17 protein-coding genes, 1 tRNA gene and 1 pseudogene are annotated in these 20936 nt (G+C 64.4%); 13 read left to right on the top strand and 6 right to left on the bottom strand.

Going from position 1 to position 20936, the window contains the following annotated elements; all coding sequences use genetic code 11:
• The first annotated feature begins 91 nt into the window (after nt 1-91).
• The 3 genes from ACVWZM_RS37905 to ACVWZM_RS37895 all read left to right on the top strand — a co-directional run bounded on the left by ACVWZM_RS37905 (nt 92) and on the right by ACVWZM_RS37895 (nt 6510).
• Entirely contained in the window at nt 92-1312 is a 1221-nt protein-coding gene (locus ACVWZM_RS37905) for an efflux RND transporter periplasmic adaptor subunit (protein WP_456835037.1), read from the top strand.
• Entirely contained in the window at nt 1305-4529 is a 3225-nt protein-coding gene (locus ACVWZM_RS37900; RefSeq protein WP_456855876.1) for an efflux RND transporter permease subunit, read from the top strand. The genes ACVWZM_RS37905 and ACVWZM_RS37900 overlap by 8 nt, the downstream gene beginning before the upstream one ends.
• Before the next feature lie 139 nt (nt 4530-4668).
• A complete protein-coding gene (locus ACVWZM_RS37895; RefSeq protein ID WP_456835035.1) occupies nt 4669-6510 on the top strand; it encodes an alkaline phosphatase family protein in 1842 nt (613 codons plus the stop codon).
• A 43-nt stretch (nt 6511-6553) separates the two neighbouring features.
• On the opposite strand, the gene ACVWZM_RS37890 is transcribed toward ACVWZM_RS37895, so the two are convergent.
• Nucleotides 6554-7135, bottom strand: a complete 582-nt coding sequence (locus tag ACVWZM_RS37890; protein ID WP_057017042.1) for a hypothetical protein — start codon at nt 7133-7135, stop codon at nt 6554-6556.
• A 388-nt stretch (nt 7136-7523) separates the two neighbouring features.
• Between ACVWZM_RS37890 and ACVWZM_RS37885 the strand changes: the two genes are divergently transcribed.
• Together ACVWZM_RS37885 and ACVWZM_RS37880 are read left to right on the top strand one after the other, a co-directional pair.
• Nucleotides 7524-8183, top strand: coding sequence for a peroxiredoxin (locus ACVWZM_RS37885; RefSeq protein WP_028337644.1), 660 nt, complete (start codon nt 7524-7526; stop codon nt 8181-8183).
• A gap of 21 nt (nt 8184-8204) precedes the next feature.
• The gene (locus ACVWZM_RS37880; RefSeq protein WP_456855875.1) at nt 8205-9668 is read left to right on the top strand and encodes a cryptochrome/photolyase family protein; all 1464 of its coding nucleotides are present in this window, start codon (nt 8205-8207) and stop codon (nt 9666-9668) included.
• Here ACVWZM_RS37880 and ACVWZM_RS37875 read toward each other — a convergent pair.
• Both ACVWZM_RS37875 and ACVWZM_RS37870 read right to left on the bottom strand, forming a co-directional pair.
• Nucleotides 9665-10537, bottom strand: coding sequence for a DMT family transporter (locus tag ACVWZM_RS37875; protein ID WP_253608273.1), 873 nt, complete (start codon nt 10535-10537; stop codon nt 9665-9667). The genes ACVWZM_RS37880 and ACVWZM_RS37875 overlap by 4 nt on opposite strands.
• Nucleotides 10538-10773: 236 nt before the next feature.
• On the bottom strand, nt 10774-11991 hold the full coding sequence (locus ACVWZM_RS37870; RefSeq protein WP_438071829.1) for an IS4 family transposase: 1218 nt from the start codon (nt 11989-11991) through the stop codon (nt 10774-10776).
• 728 nt (nt 11992-12719) lie between these two features.
• Here ACVWZM_RS37870 and ACVWZM_RS37865 point away from each other — a divergent pair.
• On the top strand, nt 12720-13547 hold the full coding sequence (locus ACVWZM_RS37865) for a hypothetical protein (RefSeq protein ID WP_057015859.1): 828 nt from the start codon (nt 12720-12722) through the stop codon (nt 13545-13547).
• Nucleotides 13548-13577: 30 nt separating this feature from the next.
• Here ACVWZM_RS37865 and ACVWZM_RS37860 read toward each other — a convergent pair whose 3' ends face one another.
• Complete coding sequence (locus ACVWZM_RS37860; protein WP_456855874.1) at nt 13578-13952, bottom strand: hypothetical protein; 375 nt, start codon at nt 13950-13952, stop codon at nt 13578-13580.
• A gap of 140 nt (nt 13953-14092) precedes the next feature.
• Complete coding sequence (locus ACVWZM_RS37855; protein WP_456855873.1) at nt 14093-15277, bottom strand: MFS transporter; 1185 nt, start codon at nt 15275-15277, stop codon at nt 14093-14095.
• Nucleotides 15278-15388: 111 nt separating this feature from the next.
• On the opposite strand from ACVWZM_RS37855, the pseudogene ACVWZM_RS37850 reads away from it, so the two are divergent.
• From ACVWZM_RS37850 to ACVWZM_RS37830, 5 genes and pseudogenes are all read left to right on the top strand, one after another.
• A pseudogene (locus ACVWZM_RS37850) lies at nt 15389-16208 on the top strand (AraC family transcriptional regulator).
• Between the two features lie 88 nt (nt 16209-16296).
• Nucleotides 16297-16524, top strand: a complete 228-nt coding sequence (locus ACVWZM_RS37845) for a hypothetical protein (RefSeq protein WP_076831268.1) — start codon at nt 16297-16299, stop codon at nt 16522-16524.
• 85 nt (nt 16525-16609) lie between these two features.
• Entirely contained in the window at nt 16610-16828 is a 219-nt protein-coding gene (locus ACVWZM_RS37840) for a hypothetical protein (protein WP_316396774.1), read from the top strand.
• A 13-nt stretch (nt 16829-16841) separates the two neighbouring features.
• The gene (locus tag ACVWZM_RS37835) at nt 16842-17144 is read left to right on the top strand and encodes a hypothetical protein (RefSeq protein WP_050385697.1); all 303 of its coding nucleotides are present in this window, start codon (nt 16842-16844) and stop codon (nt 17142-17144) included.
• 787 nt (nt 17145-17931) lie between these two features.
• Nucleotides 17932-19569 carry a cation:proton antiporter domain-containing protein gene (locus ACVWZM_RS37830; protein ID WP_456855872.1) on the top strand — a complete coding sequence of 546 codons (1638 nt, stop codon included), beginning with the start codon at nt 17932-17934 and terminating at the stop codon, nt 19567-19569.
• Between the two features lie 76 nt (nt 19570-19645).
• Here ACVWZM_RS37830 and ACVWZM_RS37825 read toward each other — a convergent pair whose 3' ends face one another.
• Complete coding sequence (locus ACVWZM_RS37825) at nt 19646-20092, bottom strand: hypothetical protein (RefSeq protein WP_028339233.1); 447 nt, start codon at nt 20090-20092, stop codon at nt 19646-19648.
• A 212-nt stretch (nt 20093-20304) separates the two neighbouring features.
• Here ACVWZM_RS37825 and ACVWZM_RS37820 point away from each other — a divergent pair, with 212 nt between their 5' ends.
• Nucleotides 20305-20577: a hypothetical protein gene (locus tag ACVWZM_RS37820; protein ID WP_076831273.1), complete on the top strand. Its 273-nt coding sequence runs from the start codon at nt 20305-20307 to the stop codon at nt 20575-20577.
• A gap of 102 nt (nt 20578-20679) precedes the next feature.
• A tRNA-Arg gene (locus ACVWZM_RS37815) sits at nt 20680-20756 on the top strand.
• Nucleotides 20757-20936 lie beyond the last annotated feature (180 nt).

The raw sequence follows: 20936 nt of genomic DNA, 5'->3' as shown, positions 1-20936 counted from the left end.
GCGCTGCTGCCATTCGGCAGCGCGCACCCTTCCGCACAGATCGATGTCGCGACAGCGCAGGGCCATCGGCCTGCGCTGCGGAGAGGCGCATATGAAACGGGTTGTTCTATTTTTCGCCGGCGTGGCCGCCGGCATTGCACTGGTCGTTGTGGCGGCCGGATGGATCGGCTGGCCGGTCAGGTTCCCGGCCGCGACGCAGGAGACTGCGACGACAGACGCAAAGACCGAGGCCCGGCACGAGGCCCCCGGGCATATCGAGCTGAGCGAAGACCAGGTTCGCGAAGCCGGCATCACGTTCGCGCAAGCCAGCGGCGGCATGCTGAAGCGGCATTTCCTCGCGCCGGGATCGCTGATCCCCGATGCGGATCATATCGGCCGGGTCTCGGTGCGCGTGCTTGCGACGGTCACAGAACTGCGCAAGCGTCTCGGCGACGTCGTCGAGAAGGGCGAGATCGTCGCCGCGATCGAAAGCCGCGAGGTGGCCGACGCCAAGAGCGAATACCTCGCCGCACGGCTCACCAACGATTTGCAGCAGACCCTCTACGCGCGGCAGAAGACGCTGGTGGAGACCCGCATTGTGTCGGAAAACGAGTTCCTGCGCACGCGGCTGACCGCGAACGATGCCCAGATCAAGCTCGACGGCGCCCGGCAGAAGCTGTTTGCGCTTGGTCTCTCGGAAAGCGAGATCGCCGACCTGCCGAACCAGCCCCCGGAGAGCCTGCGGACGCAGTTCTTGCGCGCGCCGATCAGCGGCCGGGTGTCCGAACGGCGCGTCGATCTCGGCGGATTGATTGGGCGCGAGGGCCAGGAGAGCGAGCTCTATGTCATCGTCAATCTCGACGACATCTGGGTCGACCTCGCGGTCTCACCCGAAGACATCGGCGCGGTCCGCGAAGGTGTTTCGGTGAAAATCCGCGCCATCGGCACCGAAGATGAAGCCAATGCCGGTGTGATCTTCGTCAGCCCCCTGCTCGACCGCGAGACCCGCAACGCGCGCGTGATCGCGACCATGCCCAACAAGGACCACCGCTGGAAGCCGGGCACCTTTGTCACCGCGGAGGTCCCGCTGTCAGGCGCGCCGTCGACCGTGATCGTCTCGAAGAAGGCGCTTCAAACCATCAAGGGAACGCCGACCGTGTTCGTGCGCGATGCCGACGGCTTCGAGGCGAGATCGGTGCGGACCGGCCGCGAGGACGACGACGATATCGAGATCGTTGCCGGCCTCGCGGCCGGCGAGACCATCGCGGTGCAGAACACCTTCACGCTGAAGGCGGAGTTCGAGAAGGACGAGGCGGAGCACGACCATGATTGAGCGCATCATCGGTCTTGCGATCCGGCGGCGCTGGGTGGTCGTCACATTGACGGCGATCCTGATGGTCCTCGGCGGCCTTGCATTGACGAAGCTGCCGATCGACGCGGTGCCCGACATCACCAACAAGCAGGTCCAGATCAACACCGTGGCCCCGGCGCTGTCGCCGGCCGAAATCGAGAAGCAGATCACCTTCCCGATCGAGACGGCCCTGGCCGGCGCGCCCGGCCTCGAGAGCACGCGCTCGCTCTCCCGTAACGGCTTCTCGCAGATCACGGCAGTGTTCAGCGAGGCCACCGACATCTATTTTGCCCGCCAGCAGGTTGGCGAGCGTCTGACCGAAGTCCGCGCGCGCCTGCCGCAAGGCATCGAGCCGCGGATCGGCCCGACCTCGACCGGCCTCGGCGAAATCTACATGTGGACCGTCCATTACTCCGGCCAAAAGGTGCAGACCGACGGCGCGCCGGGCCTGCAAAGCGACGGCCGCTTCCTGACGGCGGACGGCCAGCTGCTGCAGAGCGAGGTCGAGAAGGATGCCTATCTGCGCACCGTGCAGGACTGGATCATCAAGCCGCAGATCAAGATGGTGCCTGGTGTCGCCGGCGTCGATACGATCGGTGGATACCTCAAGCAGTATCAGGTCCATCCCGATGCGGCGAAACTGATCGCGCTCGGCCTCACCTTCGCCGACGTCGCCAAGGCGATCGAGACCAACAATGTCAGCCGCGGTGCGCGCTATATCGAGCGCAACGGCGAAGGCTTCGTCGTGCGCTCCGGCGGCCGGCTCGAGAACATTGACGAGCTCGGCGCCGTCGTCGTCACCACCCGCGGCGGCGTCCCGGTTCGGATCCGCGACCTCGCCACGCTTTCGATCGGCGGTGAGACGCGCACCGGCAGCGCCAGCGAGAACGGCCGCGAGGTCGTGGTCGGCACCGCGCTGATGCTGATCGGCGCCAACAGCCGCACCGTGTCGGCCGCGGTCGACGCCAAACTGCGGACAATCATGCCATCCCTGCCGGCCGGCATCGAGGTCAAGACGGTGCTGGATCGGACCCAGCTGGTTGATGCAACGATCGGCACCGTAGCGCGCAACCTCAGCGAAGGCGCATTGCTTGTGATCGCCGTGCTGTTCGTGCTGCTCGGCAATTTCCGCGCGGCATTGATCACGGCGCTGGTGATCCCGGTCGCGATGCTGATGACCGCCATCGGCATGTGGCAGGGCCGGATCAGCGCCAATCTGATGAGCCTTGGCGCGCTGGATTTCGGCCTGATCGTCGACGGCGCCGTGATCATCACCGAAAACAGCCTGCGTCACCTCGCCGAGAAGCAGCATGCTCTCGGCCGCGTGCTGACGCGCGATGAACGGCTGGCGACGGTGCGGGCCTCCGCTGTGGAAATGGTGCAGCCGAGCCTCTACGGCCAGGCCATCATCCTCCTGGTCTATGTGCCGCTGCTGACCTTCACCGGCGTCGAAGGCAAGATGTTCGAGCCGATGGCGCTGACCGTGATCCTTGCGCTTGCGGCCGCCTTCGTGCTGTCGCTGACGCTGGTTCCGGCGCTGATCGCGATCGGCATCACCGGCCGCGTGCAGGAGCAGGAAAACCGGCTCGTTGCCGCCCTGAAGCGCTGCTACAGCCCGCTGCTCCGGCGCGCGGTTGCAACGCCTGTGCCGGTCATCGCGGTGGCGGTCGTGCTGTTCGCAACCGCCATGTTCGGGTTCTTCCGCCTCGGCCAGGAGTTCATCCCCTCGCTCGACGAGAAGAACATCGCCATGCACGCGCTCAGGATTCCGAGTACGGCGCTGTCACAGTCGCAGGCGATGCAGCTGTCGGTCGAGAAGGCCGTCAGCCGCTTTCCGCAGGTGTCGTTCGTCTTCTCCAAGACCGGCACCGCAGAGGTGGCGAGCGATCCGATGCCGCCGAACGCGTCCGACACCTTCATCATCCTGAAACCGCGCGAGCAGTGGCCGGACCCATCGCTGACCAAGGAACAACTGATCGAGGACATCTCGAAGGCGGTCGGCCGGCTGCCCGGCAACGTCTATGAGTTCACCCAGCCGATCCAGATGCGCTTCAACGAGCTGCTCGCCGGCGTTCGCGGCGACATCGCGGTCAAGGTGTTCGGTGACGAGTTCGGGCCGATGCAGAAAGCCGCCAACCAGATTGCATCAGCGCTGCGCAGCGTGCGCGGCGCGACCGACGTCAAGGTCGAACAGGCCGGCGGCCTGCCCGTGCTCGAGATCAAGGTCGATAAGGCGGCGATCGCCCGGCGCGGCCTCAGCGTTTCGGCCGTGCAGGACGTGATCGGTGCCGCGGTCGGCGGTCAGGATGCCGGTGTTGTGTACGAAGGCGATCGCAGCTTCGACATCGTGGTGCGATTGCCGGAGAGCGTGCGCTCCGATCTCGAGGCGCTGAGCAATTTGCCGGTCGCATTGCCGAAGGCGACGCCGAGCTCGCCGGTGCAGAGCCTGCCGCTCAACCGCGTCGCCCAGTTCTCCTTCACCGAGGGGCCGAACCAGATCAGCCGCGAGAACGGCAAGCGCCGCATCGTGGTGACAGCCAATGTTCGCGGCCGCGATCTCGGCTCGGTGGTCGAGGAAGCCCAGGCAAGAGTCACGCAATCGGTGCAGCTGCCGCCGGGCTATTGGATGACCTGGGGCGGCCAATCCGAGAACCTCGCCGCGGCGCGCCAGCGCCTGGCCGTCGTGGTGCCGGCGTGTTTTGCGATGATCTTCCTGTTGCTGCTGGCGGCGATGGGCTCGGCCCGCGATGCCCTGCTGGTGTTCAGCGCGGTGCCGCTGGCGCTCACCGGCGGCATCGCCGCACTTTGGCTGCGCGGCATGCCGTTCTCGATCTCAGCGGCGGTCGGCTTCATCGCGCTGTCGGGCGTTGCGGTGCTGAACGGGCTCGTGATGCTGAGCTTCATCCGGCAGTTGCGCGAGCGCGGCGTGCCGATGCGGGAAGCCATCGAGCGAGGCGCCCTCACCCGCTTCCGCCCCGTGGTGATGACCGCCTTAGTGGCCTCGCTCGGCTTCGTGCCGATGGCGTTCGCCACCGGCACCGGTGCTGAGGTGCAGAAGCCGCTCGCCACCGTCGTGATCGGCGGCCTGATCAGCGCGACCCTGCTGACGCTCGCCGTGCTGCCGGCGCTCTATGCCCGGTACGGGCATGCCGGCAGCGCTGCGCGCAATGAGAGAACCGCGATTCAGCCTGCGGAATGACGGTGTGTTGACCGGCGTCCTGCGGGAAAAATCCGGCCGTTACAGCGCCGAGCAAGCGCTGTAACATTTCTGTCATATGGCAAAACTAAACGAAGGCTGCGGCGGGCTGCCGCGGGGCTTCATCAGGGGGAACAGCAATATGCGTCGTGCCATTACCTTACTGTCCGCGAGCATGATCGCGCTTTCGGCGGGCGCCGCCTCGGCGCAGAACGCCAAGCCCCGCAACCTCATCCTGTTCGTTCCGGACGGCCTGCGTGGCGGCATCGTGACGCCGCAGACGGCGCCTGCGATGGCGGAAATCCGCGACAAGGGCGTCAACTTCAAGAATTCGCACTCGCTGTTCCCGACCTTCACGATGGCAAACAGCTCGGCGCTGTCGACCGGCCATTATCTCGGCGACACCGGCACCTTCTCCAACACGATCTATACCGGCTACACCTCGGCGCCGGCGGGCGACACCGTGGTCCCCTTCATCGAGAACGACGCGGTGCTCGCCGATGTCGACGATCACTTCAACGGCGACTACCTCAACGAGGAGACGCTGCTGAAGATGGCCCGCGGCCAGGGTTTCAGCACCGCCGCCATCGGCAAGGTCGGCCCGACCCTGCTGTTCGACCACACCGATCGCGGCAAGAACACGATCGTGGTCGACGATTCCACCGGCGGCAAGACCGGCGTGCCGCTCTCCGACGAGATGAAGGACGCGCTGACCAAGGCCGGTCTTCCGCTCGCCACCCCGAGCCGCGGCGACAACGCCAAGGCGGGCGATGCCAAGACGCCCGGCACCACGGTCGCCAACGTGGCGCAGCAGGCCTACATGGCCGACGTCGCGACCAAGGTGGTGCTGCCGATGTTCAAGGCGCGCAACAAGCCGTTCGTGCTGGTGTTCTGGTCGCGCGATCCGGACGGCAGCCAGCACAACACCGGCGACAGCCTCAACACCATCACCCCCGGCATCAACGGCCCGACCTCGATGGCGGGCATCAAGAACGCCGACAACAACCTCGCGCAGCTGCGCAAGGCGCTCGACGAGCTCGGCCTTTCCGCCGACACCAACATCATGATCTCCTCCGACCACGGGTTCTCGACGATCTCGAAGGAGAGCAAGACCAGCCCCTCGGCCAAGATCGCCTACAGCGACACGCCGAAGGATTTCCTGCCGATGGGCTTTCTGGCGATCGACCTCGCCAGGGCGCTGGACCTGCCGCTGTTCGACCCCAACGACAAGAACGCCAAGGTCGCCCACAACGCACACCCGAAGGCCGGCAACGGCGTGCTCGGCCAGGATCCGGCCAAGCCCGATGCCGTGATCGCGACCAATGGCGGCTCGGACCTGATCTATCTGCCGAACCGCGACAAGAAGCTCGCCGACCGCGTCATCAAGGCGCTGCTCGAGCAGGACTATGTCAGCGGCCTGTTTGTCGACGACAAGCTCGGCACCTTCCCCGGCACGCTCCCGATGTCGAACCTCAATCTGAAGGGCAAGGCGGTGACGCCGAACCCGTCGATCGTGGTCAATTTCCGCTCCTGGTCGAGCGGTTGCGAGATCCCGACCAACTGCTCGGTGCAGATCGCCGACACCGTGCTGCGCCAGGGCCAGGGCATGCATGGCAGCTTCAGCCGCGGCGACACCTTCAACTTCACCGCGGCGATCGGCCCCGACTTCAAGGCGGGCTATGTCGATCCGCTACCGGTCAGCAACGCCGATGTCGGCATGACCGCCGCCCAGTTGCTCGGCCTGCGCGCGCCGAACAATGGCGGGCTGATCGGCCGAGTGATGTCGGAGGCGCTGCCGAACGGCATCGTGCCGAAGATGGTCGAGGGCACCATCATGTCGAAGAAGCCGTCGGCCAACGGCCTGCGCACCGTGTTGAAATTCCAGCGAGTGCTCTCGACCCGCTATTTCGACGTCGCCGGGTTTCCGGGGCGGACGCTCGGACTCGAGGAAACCGGCGGCAAACAGAAAACGGCGGGGAAGTAATCCCCGCCGTTTTCGTCGAATTCCAGTTACGCGGGATGATGGCTTACATCATCCCGATGTCGAACACGTTGGGGAGCTGCGCCGCGAGCGGCAGCGCGGTCGCGCCGACCAGCGTCGCTACCATCGCCGCCAGCGCGCGGCCGGTGCGGCGCTGACCGCGCATCTGGCCCGCGATCCACTCCAGGACCTTGGTGTCCATCTTGGCGCCCTGCCTCGGCGCCCAGCGATCGATCTCAGTGTCGGGCGACAGCGCCACCGTGCGCGGCGGCACCGGCAGGCCGGACTCGGAGGCGGCATGGTGGGCGATCGCCTTGGCGAGCAGATCGTCGAACCGGCCGCCATCGCTGCGCTCGGCGGCGGCCTCGTTGATCGCGAACAGCGCCTCGATCTCGGCCCGGCTGATCGGCTGATGCTCGACCGCGGCCGCCGTCAGGATGCGCGCGCACCAGGCAGCGTCATCGGCATCGAGAGACCGGGAGAAATGGATGCGGCCCTTGGTGGTCGGGCCTTCGCCGGTGATCACGCCGTCGCGCACGATGGTGAGCGCATGGGCGGCAGTCTTGCGGCAGGACGGATGCAACGCACCGCTGAGAGGCTCAGCGGTCTTGGTACTTGGGGTAGACATTGTGGGAGCTTTCAATTCCTATCTCAGGCCAGCTTTTCCATGCGGGCGTAAACGAGTGGTTAATGATTCGGAACTTGCGTTCCGAGATTTTTAGATGGTTGCTATTTGGTCGCTTTAAACGTCGTCACGGTTCAGTCCTATAGCAGCCAGGGCCGGCGTGATGACTGCGATAAGCGGCATTATCTGGGCATTTCCAAGCCTTTGTGCCGCAGCTGATATTTCGCCGCAGGGATCCAGATCAAAACAAGTTGCTTGGAATTCCACCCTCAAGGAGAAATGTTTCACCTTTTTTCAGAACCCGTTCACTTAAGCCTTATCCCGTCCTATACTGGAACAGACAGCCTCAAATACAAATTCAATCGCAACTTCAAAGAGATGAGGTAAAATCATGGCACTTCAGATTGGCGCCGTCGCCCCCGACTTCGAAGCCGAGACGACCGAAGGAAAGATTAAGTTCCATGACTGGATCGGCAACAGCTGGGCGCTTTTGTTCTCCCATCCCAAGGACTTCACCCCGGTCTGCACCACCGAGCTCGGTGCGCTCGCCCGCCTGAAGCCTGAGTTCGACAAGCGCGGCGTCAAGCTGATGGGCTTGTCGGTCGACCCGGTGGACCGCCACGCCAAATGGTCCGACGACATCAAGGAAACCCAGGGCGCGGCGCCGAACTATCCGATGATCGGCGACACCGATTTCAACGTGTCAAAGCTCTACGACATGCTGCCGGCCTCGACCTCGGGCGATCCCCTCACCCGCACCGCCGCCGACAACCAGACCGTCCGCAACGTGTTCGTGATCGGACCGGACAAGAAGATCAAGCTGGTGATGGTCTATCCGATGACCACCGGCCGGAATTTCCAGGAGATCCTGCGCTCGATCGACTCGCTGCAGATGACCGCCAAGCACCGCGTCGCCACCCCTGCCGACTGGAAGCAGGGCGAGGACGTGATCATCGCGGGCTCGGTCAGCGACGACGAAGCCAAGACGATCTACCCGCAGGGCTGGAAGGCGCCGAAGCCTTACATCCGCATCGTGCCGCAGCCGAAGTAGCGGCAGGCTCACTGCGTCCGGGTGACCCGCGCACAGACGATCATCGTCTGGTTTCGTGACGATCTGCGGCTGTCGGATCACCCGGCGTTGCATGAGGCGGCGGCAAGCGGCGCGCCGGTCGTCGGCCTCTATGTGCGCGACGAAGAGAGCCGTGCATTGATGCCGCCGGCCGTACGTCGGCTCGGGGGTGCGACGCGCTGGTGGCTGGCGCAGTCGTTGCGCGCACTTGGCAAGAGCCTCACCATGGCAGGCGGATCGCTGGTGCTGCGCACCGGACCGGCCGCGTCGGTGATCGCCACGTTGGCGCGCGAAATCGGCGCACGCGCCGTATTCTGGAACGACATCGCGCAGGCTCCGCATCAGGCCGTTGCCAGAGAAGTCGAAGCCGCGCTCGCAAGTGACAGCATCGACTCGCAAATTTTCCGCGGCGATCTGCTCGTCGAACCGAAGGCGCTCCGCAACAAGGACAACCGGGCCTTGCGCGTGTTCACGCCGTTCTGGCGGCGCGTCCAAGGCCTCGGCGATCCGCCAAGGCCATTGCCGGCGCCGAAGAGACTCACATCCATCGGCGGCATCGCGAGCGACGCCCTCGATGACTGGGGTCTCGAACCGACACGGCCGGATTGGGCCGGCGGCCTGCGCGAGACCTGGACACCGGGTGAAGCCGCGGCGCAGGCGCGGCTGAAGCGATTCCTCGATGAGGGGATCAGCGGTTACACCGACGACCGCGATCGGCCCGACCGCGACGGCACCTCGCGCCTGTCGCCGCATCTGCGCTTCGGCGAGATCAGCCCGCGGCAGGTCTTTCACGCGGCCCGCTTCGCCGCCGCGGAAGACTCGCGCCTTGCCGGCGACATCGACAAGTTCCTTAGCGAGCTCGGCTGGCGCGAATTCTGCCGCCATCTGCTGTTCGACGTCCCCGATATGGCGGATCGGAACTTGCAGGAGCTGTTCGATGCCTTTCGGTGGAGGCGCAACGCTCTCGCCCTGGAGGCGTGGCAACGCGGACTCACCGGCTATCCGATCGTCGATGCCGGCATGCGCGAGCTCTGGCACAGCGGCGTGATGCACAACCGGGTGCGAATGGTGGCGGCCTCGTTCCTGGTCAAGCACCTCTTGATCGACTGGCGCACAGGCGAACAATGGTTCTGGGATACGCTGGTCGATGCCGATGCCGGCTCCAATCCCGCCAACTGGCAATGGGTCGCGGGCTGCGGCGCTGACGCCGCGCCCTATTTCCGCGTCTTCAATCCGGTCCTGCAGGGCAAGAAATTCGATCCCGACGGCGGCTATGTCAGGCGCTGGGTGCCGGAGCTCGCGCAGCTCTCCAACGAGCTGATCCATCAGCCCTGGACAGCGACACCGATCGAGCTGGCGAGCGCCGGCATCGAACTCGGCAAGACGTACCCGCCGCCGATCGTTGATCACAAGCAGGGGCGCGAACGCGCGCTTGCAGCTTACGCGAAGATCCGTCGCAAAGACTAAGCGCGGCGATTGACCAGCAGCACCGCCGCGGCGCAGGCGGCCATGCCGGCAATGGCGACATGATCCAGCCGCTCGTCGAACAGGACGTAGGCCATCAGCGCGGTCACCGCCGGCACCAGATAGAACAGGCTCGCGACCGAGGTCGCGGCATGGTGACGGATCAGCCAGTACAACAGCCCGATCGAACCGATCGACAGCGCGAACACGAGCCAGGCCAGCGCCAGCACGAACTCGCCGGTCCAATGCACCACATTGGTCTCGAACACGAAGGCGCCGATACCGAAGAAGATCGTCACCGCTATGTACTGCACCAGATTGCCGGCGCGCCAGTCGATCCGGTTGCAATAGCGCCGTTGATAGAGCGTGCCCAAGGTGATGCTGATCAGCGAGACGCCGGAGGCGAGCCAGCCCCACCCCGCCTCGCTCGTCATCGGCCGGTTGTGCAGGATCAAGACGACGCCGGCGAGGCCGAGCACCAGTCCGCCCCATTGCAGCGGCGTGACGCGCTCGCCCAGCCAGCGGTTGGCAATGGTCGAGGTCAGGATCGGCTGTAGGCCCGGGATCAAGGCCGAGAGCCCCGCCGGAACCGAATGCGCGATCGCAATCGCGGTGCCGCCGAGATAGAAGCCGTGCACTAGGATGCCGGCGACCGCGCTGTGGAAAATACCAGTCCGGTCCGGCCAGTTCGGCCGCGCGATCGCGGCGATGACCGCCATCACCACCACCACGAACGCCATCCGGATCGCCAGATAGGTCAGCGGCTCCGCATTGTTGATGACGTATTTGGTGCCGATGAATCCGGTGCTCCACAGCACGACAAAGATCGCCGGCGCCAGACGAGCGGCAGTTTCCTCGAAGCTCTTGTTCATTGCAGACCGTCATTGCCTGAAGATGAAGCAACCAGCAATCGCGAATTTTGTGGGGTGCCGCGCCTGTTTCCGCAAGCACACTTTCTTCCCGGCGCAAGCAGGCACGACAGTGGGGATGAGTCGCAATTCAAGATGACCAACACGCGGTGGCATCACCCGCGCATGACGCCGGAAAGAAGGAGAATGAGAGCTCACGGCTCTTTCCTGGCGTCGTCCCTGCGAAAGCACTAGTGCATCTACACGTTTGTCGGGCCATTTGCGAGGATTTGGAAGCGGGCCATTCCGGTGTGGAAGGTGATTGGTCCAGGTGGACGGTGGGAGGCGTAGCCGGTCCATCCGCCGAGTTTTGCGATGATCCATGCCGCCCAAGCAAGAGTGTTGGGGCGATGGTGGTTTTTCTGAAGCTCGGTGCGACCTTTCATGGTTTTGTTGATGGCCCTGAGCGTCTCGATCTCTTCTGCGGTGAAGACAAATTCAGCCGGCAATTCTTCGCCACTGTTGCGGGCCTGAACGAGTTGAATGACGATACATGCCGCTCTGGTGGCGACCGCCACGAGCTTGATCAGGCCTTCGGCGCTCTCGATCTGACTATCCTCGATGCGCAAACCCTGGCTCTTCAGCGAGCGAAAGAGTTGCTCAATGATCCAGCGCTGGCGGTACCAGGAGACGATCTGCCAGGCGTCTTTAACGGTGGCGACCGGATGAGTGGTCAGGAGCAGCCAGCGAATGGGCTCCGCACCTCTCGGCGGATGCAACTCGACCACTTCTACGAAGCTGAGTTTGATGCCCTCCGCCAAGTCGGTGACGCCGGGCCTCTGCGGCCGCTTGAGCACGACGGTTCCGAAGCGCATCGAGAGATGGGCCTGCCGGCCGCGCCGATCCATTCGCTGCGGCAGATCGATCACCGCGTTGTCGCAGAAGCGGCTCCGCTCGACCGCCTGATAAAGTGTGTCGCCATCGACCAGCGCATGGTCGTGCATGGCACGCGACAGAAGATGGACATTCTCAGCTGGCGTCAGCGCCCAGTGAGCAAAGAAATCCCCCTCGCGGTCGTTGACGACGGTGATCATGCGGGCATCTGCCAGGACGTCGCGGCCTTGCTCGGCGGCCGTCACCCAGCGCGCCGACTCCTTGTCGGCCAAGGCGCGCCGCTCATGCGGGATTTTTACCTTGCCTTTGCGCGTCCAAACGTTGCCGCCAGTAAGGCCAAGACAGACCCCGCTGTCGGCATCCACCGCCATCATCGCATGCAACAGCACGCCGCGAGCATTGCCCTTGCCGACTTTGCCCAGCCCGCGCCGCCGTCCCGCCTGGGTCTGGAACTTGACCTCGCTCGTATCCTGGATCGCCAGCACATGACGCCCGCTGACCGCAGTCCGCGTCTGCGCGCTCCAGCCCTCAATCAATTTATCGATCGTGACTTGGGGGTTGTTCACAAACCGCCAGAACGCCATATTGGCAGCCCAATCGCCCCGGGCCATCTGGCGCAAGCAGACGCTGCGCGTGCAAAGCATAGCCCGGAGAAGCGTCGCCCCCTTTTGTCGAGACGAACGTCCCCGAACTCACCCAAAGACAAATCCGGCTGCATCGCTGGCGCTCCTTCGAATCAAAGCGCCAGTGAGAGAATCATACAACATGCTGCAGAGACGCCACTTCTTGCTGCACCGAGTCAATCTGTCGCGCCCCAAAACCGTGTAGACACGCTAGTGCGAAAGCAGGGACCCATACTCCGCGGCGGTTGTTGTGAACGGGACTCGTCGTATCAGCATCGCGCAACAATCAGCATTTGTGGTTATGGGTCCCTGCTCCCGTGCGCAATTGCGCACTAGGCAGGGACGACACTGGCTGTGTTGCGCGGTCAGTGGTTTGACAGGTTTTCACTGAGTTGCCCGTCGGGTCGACTTGCCGCGGTGACAGAGGCTCGCGAGCTCGCGGACCTCGCCAGTCCTCTCACGCGAAGCGCCGGCCGCACGCGCTGCCAATCACGACGATTTGTCCTCAGGGATGCCATGCGCGTTTATCGGATGCGACACGTCGCCCTCACCGATACGCTTCGGCAGAATCTCGCAGCCGTCGGTCGCGGCACGTTCCGGATTGCACTGGAATATACCGTCGCCGAATACCGGCGGCCAAAAACACTGCACAAGAAGAGCCGGCCACGAGCCGGACAAGAAGAAAAACAATGGATCAAGTGGCGTTGGTCGTCGTTCGGGCGGTCGAGAGCGGCGCGACGACGACGAAAGATATTATCGGCGTGACCAGATTGTCGCGTCTCAAGGTCGAGCGTGCACTGAGCACGCTGGAGAAGCAGAAGCTGCTCCTCCGCGAACGGCAGGGCTCGTGGGCCCTCGGCTTTCCCGTGGCTCCGACGGTCAGACAATGTGGATCATGCACCCTCTGCTGCAAGGTGCTTGAGGTGACCGATCTCAGCAAGCCGGTGAATACGGTCTGCAGCCACATCCTGGCGGGCGGCGGATGCGAGATCTACCACGAGCGTCCCCGGCAGTGCCGCTCATTCAGCTGTGCCTGGCTGCAAGGCCACCTCGATGATGATTGGTTTCCCGAGACCACGGGCATGGTGCCGCATTTCGGGCTCGACGCGCTGAATGTGCAGGTCGACCTCGATGATCCCGACCGCTGGCGCGAGGAACCCTATTTCAGCAAGCTGTGCGAACTTTCGTTGAAGGGCCTCAGGGTAAGTGAAGGGCGGCCGTATGCCACCCTCGTCATCGTCGGTCAGGACCGCTACCTGCTGCTCGGGCGGACCATCGTGCCCGATCCAACGCTGTTCGGCACCGCCTTCGTGCCGATTACGCTCGACACCTTCCGCTACTGGAAGGCAACATCGCTTGAGCATCTGCAGCGGTTGAACGATCGGGTCATGGAGATCCAGCGCATCCAGCAGGAGTTCGGCCATTGCGCCATCCCTGACGACGACGATCCCTCCCCGCCTTACCGGCCGGCTCTTCTCCAACGGTCGAAGGAACTGGGCGTGATACGCACGACGTGACGACAGCCGGACACAGCGCAGGTCAGTTCGTCATCTCAGGTGATACTTCCTGCCGTTGGTATTCGGGTCGGTGTTGTCGCTTGTCGAGAACATCAAGGCCGGGTCAAAGTAATTCCAGGTGTCCCGGTAGAATGCGAAGCGGCCGGCACCCTTGTCGATGATCTCTTGCTGGGCGGTGTTCGCGGGGCCGAGCAGCCGGTCGTCTTCGTACAATCGGGCAGTCTCGAGCGTGCCGTCCACGTATTTGACGGGGATGAGATACGCATATCCCTTGTAAACACGGAAGGCGCCACGCAGCAGGTTCCTGTCGATCGGACTCGGAGGAACCAGAAAAAGGAATGCGCTCGACGCCAAGGCAAAGAGCGTCGATCCGATCACGATGCGCGTGCTGGCAGATGTCCTCAACGATACTTTTCCCTTGGCTCTTGCTTGCGAAGCTTCCCGCCTTCTGTAGCGCGCGCCTGCGGCGCAGACAACCGACCGCCCGCCGCCGCGCCTTGTGGCGAGTGGGATCTGGCTCGCGATATTTCCGCATCGAACGACAATCAGATTGTCGCCGCACGGCCGGCTGATCGGCCCAGGACTGCCATCAACACCGTCGCGACGACGCAGCATGCGAGCGCAACCTCCCAGCTTCCGGTCGCATCATGGGCAAGTCCGGCGAGCGGCGGGCCCGCGGCGGCGAGCGAATAGCCCAGGCACTGCGCCATGCCCGACAGCGCTGCCGCCTGATGGCTGTGCGAGGTACGCAAGCTGACGAATGTCAAGCCGAGGATGAAGGCTGCACCCGCCCCGAAGCCGAACAGCGCGACCCACAGCATTGCGAGCGACGGACACTGCCACAATCCCAGCAGCGAGAGGCAGGTCGCAAGCGACACGGCGATCGCAATCCCGCGCTGGTCCTTCATGCGCCGGACCATCGGCCCGAGGATCAGGCCGGGAAGCGCGGTCGCCAATTGCAGCACACCGTGCAGCGTACCCGCCGTCGCCGCCGCGTAACCTGCCTGCACGAGGATGGCGGGCAGCCATCCGACGATGATGTAGAACACCAAAGAGGTCGGGCCGAGGAAGCCGGTCACCTGCCAGGCGAGCAGCGAGTGCCAGATGCGCCCGCGATGCGGCGGCGAGGCCGGCTCGACCGTCGGGGCCGCGTGCGTGCCCAGCTGGGGTGCCCAGGCTATCAGCGCCACCAACGGAAAGATCAGCGTGCTCGCAAGCGAGAGATGCCAGTTCGATCCCGGCAATTGCGAGAGCTGCATGGCCACGACAGATGCGAGCGCCTGGGCCAATGCGGACGTGATCGCGTAAGCGCCGGTCAGGCTGGCGATGCGAGTCGGAAAGTCCCGCTTGAGCAGGCTCGGCAGCAGCACATTTCCAACGGCGATTCCGGCACCAATGGTGGCGGTGCCCGCGAACAGCGCCCAGACCGGACCGGACGAGCGCAGCGCGATCCCGGCCGCGATGACAAGCAGCGCACCGAACAGCGACCGCTCGATGCCCCATTCGCGCCCGAGCACAGCTGCAACCGGTGAGATCGCGGCGAACGCCAGCAAGGGCAGCGTCGTCAGGATTCCGGCCTCGGCCGCGCTGATCCCGATGGTCTCACCGATCATGCCGAGCATCGGCGCGACGCCGGTAATGGGCGCGCGGAGCGTGGAGGCGATCAGCAGGATCCCCATCAACAACAGCCCCTGCCCGCCCAGCGTGCGCATCGGCGCTATCATCGTCATCGCATGCTCCTGCCCATCTGCGCCAAGCTATCGACTTGGCTGTCGGAAGAATTTACATATCTATTCTATCGATCGCTAAATTCGGTCACTCGACGGGTTTCCAGCTCCGTTATGGGCTTTCAACTTCGCTATCCCTGGCCGGACCTTGATCCGGATGACGTCGCGGCAACGGCCATCGCCGTGCGCCTCGACGTCACCGAAAACAAGGTCGAGGCAGCCGAGCATGCACACCGGAAGGGACAGCTCGTCTTCGCGCTCGGCGGCGGCGTGATGTGCCGCGTTCCGAACGGGTTGTGGATGGTGCCGCCGCATTGCGGCGTCTGGCTTCCCGGCGGCACGGGCCACACCAATATCGCAACCGCCAATGCACGTCTTCTTCGTCTTCATCGAGCCCGGTGCGGCCGACCTGCCCGACCGCTGCTGCACATTGTCGATCTCACCCTTGCTGCGAGAGCTGATCATCGCGCTTTCCGACCGTATGCAGCAGGACCACGGCACTGAAACCCTCGTTGCGCAATTGCTGCTGAGCGAATTGCCGCGCATGCCGCTGCAGCAGCTGCATCTGCCGATCTCGCCCGAGCCACGCTTGCGACGGATCGCGGCAGCGCTCGCCGACGATCCGGCCGATCGCCGCACGATCGCTGAATGGGCCGAACGCGTGGCGCTGAGCGAGACCAGTCTCGCGCGTCTCATCCTGAGGGAAACCGGCCTGACATTCGGACGCTGGCGTCAGCAACTGCATTTGATCGTCGCGTTGCGCGAACTCTCCGCCGGCGCGAGCGTTCAGCAGGTCTCGTCCGAGCTCGGTTATGAATCCGTCACAGCCTTCATCACCATGTTCAAGAAGGCGCTCGGCAAGCCACCGGCGAAATATCTCAGCGATATCATGCAAGGGAGCGGCTCGGCGTTCGCGGCTGGCGGGCGAATTTAGGAACACCGGTCGGCAACGGACGTTTTCGACATATCGGGCGAACGACAAGCGAGCCGCCTACGCCAAGCCAATGCAGCGAGGATGCCAGATGCCCTACGCGCTGTTCGATCGCGACAGACAGATCGACAAGGCTTTTCCGACGGAGAAGCAAGCGTGGGAACATGCGCTGATCTGCGGACTGATCTTCGACGTTCCGGTGGCGGATGAAGCGCCGGGCCAGGTGCTGCCGGCCGGCTATCACATGAAGCGAATTCCCGGCGACAGCGAAGTGTTCGAACCGGCGCCCGAATGGAAGTTACCGAACGAAATTTCGTGATCGGCCCGCGGCAGGGTTGCCGGTTGCGATCGTGACGTTGCGCGATAAGTAACGCCGAACCAGACCAACAATTCAGGATGAGCGCATGGCCGAAACCGGCAAGATTTTTCACGTTCGCTGCGTCGACAACACGTTGCAGCGGGAGACGCTCTCGCTCGGACGCGTCTACGAGGTGACAAAGGATATCGAACGTGACGGCTATTACGAGCTCAGCGGATTGGGCCGCTTCAGCCGGTCCAGATTCGAGGTCGTCGAGCCGAACGACGACACGGCCGAAGTCCGGCGGACGTCTCGATCAAAATAGACAGGAGAGCGCGATGCCCAGAGGCGACAAGTCGAGCTATACCGACAAGCAGAAACGGCAGGCCGAGCACATCGAGGAAGGCTACGAGACGCGTGGCGTTCCGGATCGCGAGGCCGAGCGGCGCGCATGGGCGACCGTCAACAAGGAGACCCACGGCGGCAAGAAGAGCGGCTCCGGCCGCGGCACGCGCGAGGATCATTCCCCGTCGCGCAAGGGCGGCAAGCTCGGCGGCAAGGCGGCCGCGAGCCGCCCCGCGGCGGAGCGGTCGCGCTCGGCGAAAAAGGCGGCACGTACCCGCAAGCGCCGGGCCGCCTGACCGGCCGCGGGCGCCCCCACAGACAGCAAGACAATACCGCACGCCCGAGCGTGATCCGGGAAAGTGCGCAGCGATTTTTCGAAAAAATCACGCTCAAACAACGAGCTAGAACGCGATGACGACGGCACCCGATCTCATCGCGCGCTAGGCGGCGGCTCGCAAATGCGTGATCGGGTGCCACCACCGGTTGCCTTCATTTCGGCACCTATCGGGAACAGGCTGTCGGCCCAGGAAGCAAAAGCGAAGCGCAAAAGCGAAGCAAAGGCGGCCACCGCAGGGGGTGCCTGCAATTGACGTATCGGTCCCATAGCAGCTGGCAGGACGTGGATTTGCGCAATCTCGTCCGGGTCATATCGGCCTGCACCCTCGGGCTTTGGGCATTTGCGGCCGGCCTCCTGATCGGGACCTTCCTGCTTTGATGGATCAGCGCGGCACGCGCCGCCTTCCTACCCGCCGCTCAAGTGATGCGCGGCGACGAACAGGACGAGCGCACTAAGCACCAATGCCGATGTAGCGCCGGCAACGCTACGCGCGAGTTCAGCCTTCGAAAGATTGGATCTGGTTGCCATTGCAGCCTCCCGTTCGCGCGAGCTGAGCCACAGCCGCTCCGGCGGTCAGGCTCGCTCATGGAGACATTCGCATCACCAGGATGAACGCATCCTGAGCAAAACGAACCGCCGGTGCCTCTGTTCCAAAATCTGACCCAGGGGATCGCTTTCGGAACCCGGGCGTTGACCGCATGCGGCAAGCCGGCCGAGCCGCGCCGGAATTGGAAATCGGAGATGCCATGGTGATCCCGCTGGGGGACACCCTCGGCTGGATCATCATCGCTGTCATCTTCAGCCTTGCCTCGCGCGGCAGCCTCGACATCCTCTCGGTCGCGCAGGCGCAGTTCGGCACCCTCGCCTTCCTCGCGGTCAGCTTCACGATCGGCCGGCGGCTGGTGTTCCGGCTGATCCGCTGGGCCAACGACAATCTGGTCTCTTCGGCGGCGGTGATCACCGTGATCCTGCTGTTGATGAGCGGGATGGCGATGATCACGCATCTGATCGGCGTGCACACCGTGCTCGGCGCCTTCATCGCCGGCGTGCTGGTCGGGGAATCCCCGATCCTGACCCGGCAGACCGACGAGCGGCTGCGCGGGCTGATCTCGAGCCTGTTCTTGCCGGTATTCTTCGGGCTTGCCGGCCTCAGCGCCGACCTCACGGTGCTGAAGGATCCGTCGGTGCTGGGGCTGACCGCGGCGCTGGTGCTGATTGTGAGCATCGGCAAGTTCGGCGGCGCCTTTGTCGGCGGTGCGCTCGGCGGGCTGACCCGGCAGGAGTCCTATGCGCTGGCGAGCGGCATGAATGCGCGCGGCTCGACCGAGGTGATCATCGCCACCATCGGCCTGTCGATGGGGGTGCTGAGCCAGACCATGTTCTCGATAATCGTGACCATGGCGATCCTGACCACGATGGCGATGCCGCCGATGCTGCGCAGCGCGCTGGCGCGGCTGCCGCTCGGCCGGGACGAGAAGGAGCGGCTGGAGCGCGAGGAATATGAGCAGCGCGGCTTCGTCGCCAATCTCGAGCGGCTGCTGCTCGCGGTCGACGAGAGCAGCAATGCGACATTCGCCGCGCATCTCGCCGGCGGGCGCGGTCTGCCGATCACGGTGCTGCATGTCGGCGCCAACGCCAACCTGCAGGAGAAGAACCGTGCCGATGAGGAGAGCCCCGAGGCGGCTGTCATCAACGCGGCCAAGGCGAGCGCCGAAGCAGATGCCGACGGCGGCGGCAATGTCGACGTCATCAGCCGCGCCCGCGAGGAGACGGCGGCGGAGGCGATCGCCGAGGAAGCCAAAAAAGGTTTCGACCTGCTGGTGGTCGGCATGGACGCGGCCGCCGGTCCCGACGGCGGCTTCGACCGGCGGCTCGACGACCTGACCTCCGACTTCGACGGCCCGCTGGCGATCGCGGCCGCCAAGGGCGTGCACGAGAAGGAGCCGACGGCGAATGCGCGGAAGATCCTGGTGCCGGTCTCGGGCAGCAACGTCTCGCGGCGCGGCGCCGAGGTCGCGATCGCGCTGGCGCGCCTTTCGAGCGAGCCGCTGCAGGTGGTCTACGTCTCGACCACACGCGACAAGGGCGCCCGCCGCACCAGCCCCAGCATGTCGCTAGCGCATGAGGAAGCCATCCTGAAGGACATCGCGGCGACCGCGGCGCGCTACGACATCAACGTAACGACGCGGCTACGTGCCAACACCGCACCTGAGGTCGCGATCCTGCAGGAAATCGCGTCAAGCCGGGCCGACCTCGTCGTGATCGGCGTCGACCGCATCCAGGGCGACAGCCTGAATTTCGGCAGCATCGCAGCGGCCGTGCTCGGCAAGTCGAAGGCGTCCGTGCTGCTGGTGTCGGATGGCGACGTCAGGCCCAAGACCTGAAACCCGAAGACTTGAAGCCCGAAGACCTAGAACAAGGACCTGAGGAAGGAGGTTCGAAGCGCGAGCGCGTCCGCGCCTACCACTCTTCCGGACAGGGATCGACGATCTTCCAGAGATCGATCCCGTTCTTGATCTTCTTCATCTCGGTGGTGAGCCCGCCATTGCGGCGGATCCAGTCCTTCACCGTATCGGGGTAGTAGGACATCAGGTCGGAGGTGCCCTCGAGGCTGGTGACCTTGATGCCGAAGGTGAAGGCCTTGTCGTAATAGGCCTGGTGGAAGCCGATGCTGGCCCGCGGCGTAACGCAGATCTTGTTCAGCGGCACGATGCCGAACACCAGCGTGCAGGCCGAGTTGCAGATGCCGTCGATCACGACGCGCTCGCGGCGCTCGCGGATCTGCTTGTACTTAGCCTTGTACTCCTCGACATAGCCGCCATGGTCGCGCGTGATGTGCAGCACCGCCCGCGCGGGCGTCGCGGCCAGAACCGAGAGCAGCAAGGCGACAAGGGGCGTGATGCGCATGGATCGTTCGAAACCGCGGGAAAGGCCGGGCCCGGGGGGACCTGACCGCAAGACTCTGGCCGGACTGTGTTGGCAATCCGTTAAGCATCCGCAAAAAGGCAAAATTTGGCGCGCTGTGGCTGATTTCCCGCAGCTTTTGGCCCCGATTCCGGGTTAAATGGACCCCGGGGCGGCCCACAATGCCGATTCCCGTAAATGACCGGAGGCCGCCCATGACCAAGACCAAGCTTTTCGCCGCCCTCGCTCTGGCCGTGATGGCCCTGACCCCGGCGGCTGCGGCCGACCTCACGGCCCATCCGCGCCACCACCGGCATCACCACCACGCCCATTGGGGCCTGCCCTACCACATCAGCTATCTGCACAATTACGGCCCCGGCCCGACTGCCGGCAGCTTCGCCTATTACGACGGCTCCCCGCGCAACAAGTGCTACCAGAGCGCGGCCGCCTATATCGGCCAGGACCACCGCCGGCATCCCTGCTTCTGACGGCTATAAGGGAGACGGCGGGACGTGCCGGCACCGCTGGGTGCCGCGCTCCGTGCCTGCCTGCTGGCCCTCCCCGCCCAAGTCTGATAATCGACCCGCTACGCGCTCGTAGCTCAGCTGGATAGAGCATCGGATTTCGATTCCGAGGGTCGGGAGTTCGAATCTCTCCGAGCGCGCCAGCGATTTTGCCGATAGATCAATAATTTAAGCCGCGCTCATTTCGTTCTGAGTGAGCGTTTTCGCGTTGCGTCTCTTCTGAAGCGATGCTGCAAGATGAGAACGACCCCGACGCAGCGCGCCGAGGCCGCCCCTGTGGCTCCCAGCCGGGTTGGGGGTATGAGAGCCGGGAGCCGGAAGAC

The sequence above is a fragment of the Bradyrhizobium sp. USDA 4501 genome (genome assembly GCF_054062115.1).
The sequence above is the reverse complement of the archived record's forward strand: the minus strand, read 5'-3'. Positions and strand labels throughout refer to the sequence as shown.

Coding starts and splice junctions, on each gene's coding strand:
- ACVWZM_RS37875 (WP_253608273.1), bottom strand. CDS start 10,537: ATGAACAAGAGCTTCGAGGAAACTGCCGCTCGTCTGGCGCCGGCGATC.
- ACVWZM_RS37825 (WP_028339233.1), bottom strand. CDS start 20,092: ATGCGCATCACGCCCCTTGTCGCCTTGCTGCTCTCGGTTCTGGCCGCG.
- ACVWZM_RS37870 (WP_438071829.1), bottom strand. CDS start 11,991: ATGGCGTTCTGGCGGTTTGTGAACAACCCCCAAGTCACGATCGATAAA.
- ACVWZM_RS37830 (WP_456855872.1), top strand. CDS start 17,932: ATGGTGATCCCGCTGGGGGACACCCTCGGCTGGATCATCATCGCTGTC.
- ACVWZM_RS37895 (WP_456835035.1), top strand. CDS start 4,669: ATGCGTCGTGCCATTACCTTACTGTCCGCGAGCATGATCGCGCTTTCG.
- ACVWZM_RS37845 (WP_076831268.1), top strand. CDS start 16,297: ATGCCCTACGCGCTGTTCGATCGCGACAGACAGATCGACAAGGCTTTT.
- ACVWZM_RS37855 (WP_456855873.1), bottom strand. CDS start 15,277: ATGACGATGATAGCGCCGATGCGCACGCTGGGCGGGCAGGGGCTGTTG.
- ACVWZM_RS37905 (WP_456835037.1), top strand. CDS start 92: ATGAAACGGGTTGTTCTATTTTTCGCCGGCGTGGCCGCCGGCATTGCA.
- ACVWZM_RS37820 (WP_076831273.1), top strand. CDS start 20,305: ATGACCAAGACCAAGCTTTTCGCCGCCCTCGCTCTGGCCGTGATGGCC.
- ACVWZM_RS37865 (WP_057015859.1), top strand. CDS start 12,720: ATGGATCAAGTGGCGTTGGTCGTCGTTCGGGCGGTCGAGAGCGGCGCG.
- ACVWZM_RS37885 (WP_028337644.1), top strand. CDS start 7,524: ATGGCACTTCAGATTGGCGCCGTCGCCCCCGACTTCGAAGCCGAGACG.
- ACVWZM_RS37890 (WP_057017042.1), bottom strand. CDS start 7,135: ATGTCTACCCCAAGTACCAAGACCGCTGAGCCTCTCAGCGGTGCGTTG.
- ACVWZM_RS37835 (WP_050385697.1), top strand. CDS start 16,842: ATGCCCAGAGGCGACAAGTCGAGCTATACCGACAAGCAGAAACGGCAG.
- ACVWZM_RS37840 (WP_316396774.1), top strand. CDS start 16,610: ATGGCCGAAACCGGCAAGATTTTTCACGTTCGCTGCGTCGACAACACG.
- ACVWZM_RS37900 (WP_456855876.1), top strand. CDS start 1,305: ATGATTGAGCGCATCATCGGTCTTGCGATCCGGCGGCGCTGGGTGGTC.